Below are 1284 nucleotides of genomic sequence, written 5' to 3' on the forward strand. Positions count from 1 at the left end.
TGGCCGGTCCCCGATGACGGGACCACCCGGTCTTTGAGTCCGGGTTGTATTCGATCCAGTTTCAGTTGGTGGTGCAGGCCACCGGGTGGTGGCGGTGGGTGCAGCGGGCAGCGTATTCGGCGGGTGTGAGATAACCCAGCGCCGAGTGCCGATGTCCCCGGTTGTGTTCGTCCTTGAAGTCGCCGATCACCACCCTGGCCTCGAGCAGGCTGGTCCAGTGGTTGCGGTTCAGGCATTCGGTGCGCAGCCGCCGGTTGAACGACTCGATGAACCCGTTGTTCCATGGCGTGCCCGGCGGGATATACACCATTCCGACCCTGTTCGAGCAGAACCGTTGCAGTGCTTGGGAAATCATCTCCGGCCCGTTGTCCATCCGCAGCACCTTCGGCGCGCCGCGGACCGCGAACACGTTCTCCAACTCAGCGACAAGTCGCTCAGCGGTGATCGACCGCTCCACCACGTGCAGCAGCGACTCGCGGGTGTGCTCATCGACCATCGACGCGATCTTCACCGCCCGCCCATCGATGGTGGAGTCGAACTGGAAGTCCAACGCCCACACCACCTTCGGCGCATCCGCGTCGATCGGCGGCATCGATGAAACACCCGCGCGTTTGCGCGGGTGCTGCTCACGCACCTGCAGTCCCTCCTCCCGCCACAACCGGTGCACCCTCTTCTTGTTCACCGCGTGGCTCTCGCCGAACCGCAGCGCTGCCCAGGCACGTCGGAACCCGTGACACGGATGTTTCGTGGCGTAGCCGCGCAGCCAGGCCCGCAGACCGGCATCCGGATCGGCTGGTGTGGCCGCCACCGGCACACGGCGATAAGTCGAACGCGAAAGCCCGACCACTCTGCACGCGAATCGTTCCGACATACCGAAACCGTCTTTCAGCATGTCCACGACGCGGCGGCGAGCGGCCGGGCTCACCATTTTCCCTTGGCGATCTCCCGCAGCGCGTCTTTCTCCAGCTCGGCATCGGCCAACAGTCGCTTCAACCGCGCGTTCTGCTCTCGCAGCTCCTTGAGTTCTTTCGCGGCGTCGGTGTCCATTCCGCCGTACTGGCGGCGCCAGTTGTACAGCGTGGCCGCCGAGACCTCCAGCTCGGCGGCGATCTCCTCACCCGAGCGGCCCTCCGCGGCCAGCTCGTCGGCACGGCGCAGCTTCCGCACGATCTCCTCCGCGGAATGCCGCTTGCGTCCTGCCATGTCCCTCAGTGTCCCTTCCGACCCTCATCAGGGCCATCAGGACTCTAATACCGAGCGGTCTCATTCAGTGGGAACGGGCCA

1 protein-coding gene is annotated in these 1284 nt (G+C 65.1%); it reads right to left on the reverse strand.

What is annotated here, in order from left to right:
- Positions 1 to 61 precede the first annotated feature (61 nt).
- Positions 62 to 1203, reverse strand: a protein-coding gene (locus tag AB0L97_RS38640) for an IS3 family transposase (protein ID WP_364440028.1) whose coding sequence is annotated in 2 segments (ribosomal slippage) — positions 62 to 936 and positions 936 to 1203 — 1143 coding nt in all. Because the reading frame shifts where the segments join, the coding sequence is not laid out codon by codon here.
- Positions 1204 to 1284 lie beyond the last annotated feature (81 nt).

This window comes from Nocardia sp. NPDC051911 (assembly GCF_040681035.1).
Lineage (GTDB): Bacteria > Actinomycetota > Actinomycetes > Mycobacteriales > Mycobacteriaceae > Nocardia > Nocardia sichangensis.